The 3,337-nt window shown below is 77.9% G+C and carries 4 protein-coding genes; all 4 read left to right on the top strand.

The window, feature by feature from the left end:
• Positions 1 to 990, top strand: a 990-nt coding sequence (locus tag GTQ99_RS19310) for a zinc-dependent alcohol dehydrogenase (protein ID WP_166617336.1), incomplete at its 5' end; no start/stop codon positions are given.
• Positions 987 to 1,790: an SDR family NAD(P)-dependent oxidoreductase gene (locus GTQ99_RS19305; protein WP_338075129.1), complete on the top strand. Its 804-nt coding sequence runs from the start codon at positions 987 to 989 to the stop codon at positions 1,788 to 1,790. The genes GTQ99_RS19310 and GTQ99_RS19305, both read left to right, overlap by 4 nt.
• The gene (eda, locus tag GTQ99_RS19300) at positions 1,745 to 2,206 is read left to right on the top strand and encodes a bifunctional 4-hydroxy-2-oxoglutarate aldolase/2-dehydro-3-deoxy-phosphogluconate aldolase (protein WP_338075128.1); all 462 of its coding nucleotides are present in this window, start codon (positions 1,745 to 1,747) and stop codon (positions 2,204 to 2,206) included. Before GTQ99_RS19305 ends, eda begins: the two co-directional genes overlap by 46 nt.
• A gap of 74 nt (positions 2,207 to 2,280) precedes the next feature.
• Positions 2,281 to 3,330, top strand: a complete 1,050-nt coding sequence (locus GTQ99_RS19295) for a sugar kinase (RefSeq protein ID WP_420814592.1) — start codon at positions 2,281 to 2,283, stop codon at positions 3,328 to 3,330.
• Positions 3,331 to 3,337 lie beyond the last annotated feature (7 nt).

The following is a 3,337-nucleotide window of genomic DNA, read 5'->3' as shown; positions in this document are numbered from 1 at the left end:
CACCTGCCGCCCCCCGAGGTCCCCGACGGCTGGGCGCTGCTCGACGTGGCCTGCAACGGCATCTGCGGCAGCGACCTGTCGATCCTGCACGGCACCCACCCCCGGGCGGCGGCGCCGCTGGTCATGGGGCACGAGGTCTCCGGCTGGGTCGCCCGCGCCGGTGCCACCGGTCCGCGCGAGGGGGTGCTCGTCGCGGTCGAGCCCCTCATCAGCTGCGGGCGCTGCCGCGCCTGCCGCACCGGTGCTGCGCACGTGTGCTCGCGGCTGGGCCTGTTCGGCATCGACGCCCCCGGCGGCCTGGCCACCCAGCTGGCCGTGCCGCCGGACCGCCTGCACGAGCTGCCGGCAACGGTCGACCCGCGCACCGCCGCCCTCGTGGAACCGCTGGCCGTGGCCGTGCACGCGGTCTCGCTGTCGGGCATGGAGCGCGGCGACGTGGTCTCCGTGCAGGGCGCCGGGCCGATCGGCCTGCTCACCGCCCTGGTGGCGCGCGCCGAGGGCGCCGGGACCGTCGTCGTCACCGAACCCGGGCCCTGGCGCCGCGAGGTCGCCCGCGGCTTCGGCCTGCGCGTCGCCGCCGACGGCGAGGAGCTGACCGCCGCGCTGGAGGAGCTGACCGGCGGCGAGGGGGCCGACACGACCTTCGACACCGCCGCCCACCCCTCGGTCGCCGCGCGGCTGAGCTCCACCACCCGCGTCCTCGGCCGCGTCGTCGTGGTCGGCGTCTACAAGCAGCCCACCCCCGTGGACCTGCAGGGCGTCTGCTTCCGCGAGCAGTCGCTGCAGGGCGTGCGCGTCTACACGAGCGCCGACGTGCGCCGGGCCGCGCAGCTGGTCGCCGACGACGCGCTCGGGCTGGCCGCCTTCCCCACGACGGTGTTCCCCCTGGCCGAGGTGGCGCGGGCCTTCGAGGCCGCCGCCTCCGGCAGCGACTGCCTGAAGGTCCTCGTGGCACCGCGCCCGGAACTGCTGGCGGGGGGCACGGCGTGAGCGGCCCCTTCGACCTCAGCGGCCGCACCGCGCTCGTCACCGGTGGCGGCCGCGGCCTGGGCCTGGGCATCTCCACCTCGCTGCTGCGGGCCGGCGCCGACGTCGTCGTCCTGGGCCGCGGCGCCCCCGCCGGCGAGCTCGCGCAGGAGGCGCAGCGGTGCGGCCGGCGCCTGCGCCACCACGCCGTGGACCTGGCGGACCCCGACGCGGTCGCGGCCACCGCGGCCGCCGTCCTGGCCGAGCAGCGGGTCGACGTCCTGGTCAACAACGCCGGGACCCAGGAGCGCCACCCCGCCGTCGAGTTCCCCCTCGACGCCTTCGACCGGGTGCTCGGCGTGAACCTGCGCGCCGTCTTCCAGCTCTGCCAGCTCTTCGGCGCACCCATGCTGGAGCGCGGCGAGGGGCGCGTGGTCAACGTCGCCTCCCTGCTCTCCTTCCAGGGCGGGCTGACCGTGCCCGCCTACGCGGCCAGCAAGGGCGCCGTGGCGCAGCTGACGAAGGCGCTGTGCAACGAGTGGGCCGGGCGCGGGGTCGGCGTGAACGCGGTGGCCCCCGGCTACATGGCCACCGACATGAACGAGGCGCTGCTGGCCGACCCGGTGCGCCGCGAGCAGCTGTCCGCGCGGATCCCCGCCGGCCGGTGGGGGACGCCGCAGGACGTCGGCGACGTCGTCGTCTTCCTGGCCTCCCCGGCGGCCGGGGTGCGGAAGGTGACCTCGGCGACGGGCAGGCCGCCGCCGACGCGCTGCGGGTCGTGGCCGAGCACGGCGGGGTGCTCGCCGGCGCCGGGACCGTCCTGAGCGCCGCCCAGGTGGACCGGGCCGTCGCCGCGGGTGCGGCGTTCGTGGTCAGCCCGGGCCTCGACCGGGCCGTCGTGGAGCGCTGCCGCGAGCACGGGGTGGCGGTCCTGCCCGGTGCCGTCACCGCCACCGAGGTCCAGGCCGCCCTCGCGCTGGGCCTGTCCACCCTGAAGTTCTTCCCGGCCGCGACCTCGGGGGGACCCGCCGCGGTGCGGGCGCTGTCCGCCCCCTTCGCCGACGTGCGCTTCGTCCCGACCGGCGGCATCGGCCCCGACGACCTGCGGCAGTGGCTGGACGTGCCGAGCGTGCTCGCCGTCGGCGGCTCGTGGATGGTCCCCCGCGAGCTGATCGCCGCCGGCGACTTCGACGCCGTCCGGGACCTGACGGCCCGCGCCGTCGCCCTGGCGGCGCGGTGAGCGGCGACGGGGTGAGCGGCGACGGGGTGAGCGGCGGCGCGGTGAGCGGCGGCGCGGTGGACCCGGGGAACCCGGTGCGGGTGCGGTCGGCGGGGGAGTGCCGCTACGACCTGGTCTCCCTCGGGGAGGTGATGCTGCGCTTCGACCCCGGGGAGGGGCGCATCCGCACCGCGCGGCGCTTCGAGGTCCACGAGGGCGGCGGGGAGTACAACGTCGCCCGCGGGCTGCGCCGGTGCTTCGGCGCCCGCACCGCGGTCGTCACGGCGCTCGCCGAGAACGAGGTGGGCCGGCTCGTGGAGGACCTCGTCCTCACCGGCGGGGTCGACACCTCCCTGGTGCGGTGGGTCCCGGCCGACGGCGCCGGCCGCGGCGTCCGCAACGGGCTGAACTTCGTCGAGCGGGGTTTCGGCGTCCGCCGCTCGGTGGGGGTCTCGGACCGGGGCGGCACCGCGGTCAGCCGCCTGGCGCCGGGGGACGTCGACTGGGACGACCTCTTCGGCGTGCAGGGGGTGCGCTGGTTCCACACCGGCGGGATCTTCGCGGCGCTCTCGGAGAGCACCGCCGCGCTCGCCGCGGAGGCGCTCGCCGCCGCCCGCCGGCACGGGACGACCACCTCCTACGACCTGAACTACCGCCCCAGCCTGTGGGCCGGGCGCGGTGGCGCGCCGGCCGCGCAGGAGCTCAACCGCCGCCTCGTCGAGCACGTCGACGTCCTCGTGGGCGCCGGGCTGGCCGCCCTGCCCGGTGACGGCGGCGACCCGCGCGAGCGGGTGCTGCGCGACGCGGCGGACAACCCCCACCTGCGCGTGGTCGCCACCACGCGCCGGCGGGTGCTCTCAGCCTCGCGCAACGACTTCGGCGCCCTCGCCTGGTCGGCCGCCACCGGGGTGCTGGAGGGGCCCGACCTGCGCGACCTCGCCGTGCTGGACCGCATCGGCAGCGGGGACGCGTTCACCGCGGGGCTCGTGCACGGGCTGCTGCACGGGCAGGGGCTGCAGCGGGCGGTGGACCTCGGGGTGGCGCACGGGGCCCTGGTGATGACCACCCCCGGCGACTCCTCGGCCGCCTCGGCCGCCGACGTCGAGGCGCTCCTGGCGTCGGGGGACGCCTCGGTGTCGCGCTGACGGCGGG

The sequence above is a fragment of the Kineococcus vitellinus genome (assembly GCF_009906315.1).
Classification (GTDB): Bacteria; Actinomycetota; Actinomycetes; order Actinomycetales; family Kineococcaceae; genus Kineococcus; species Kineococcus vitellinus.
The sequence above is the reverse complement of the archived record's forward strand: the minus strand, read 5'-3'. Positions and strand labels throughout refer to the sequence as shown.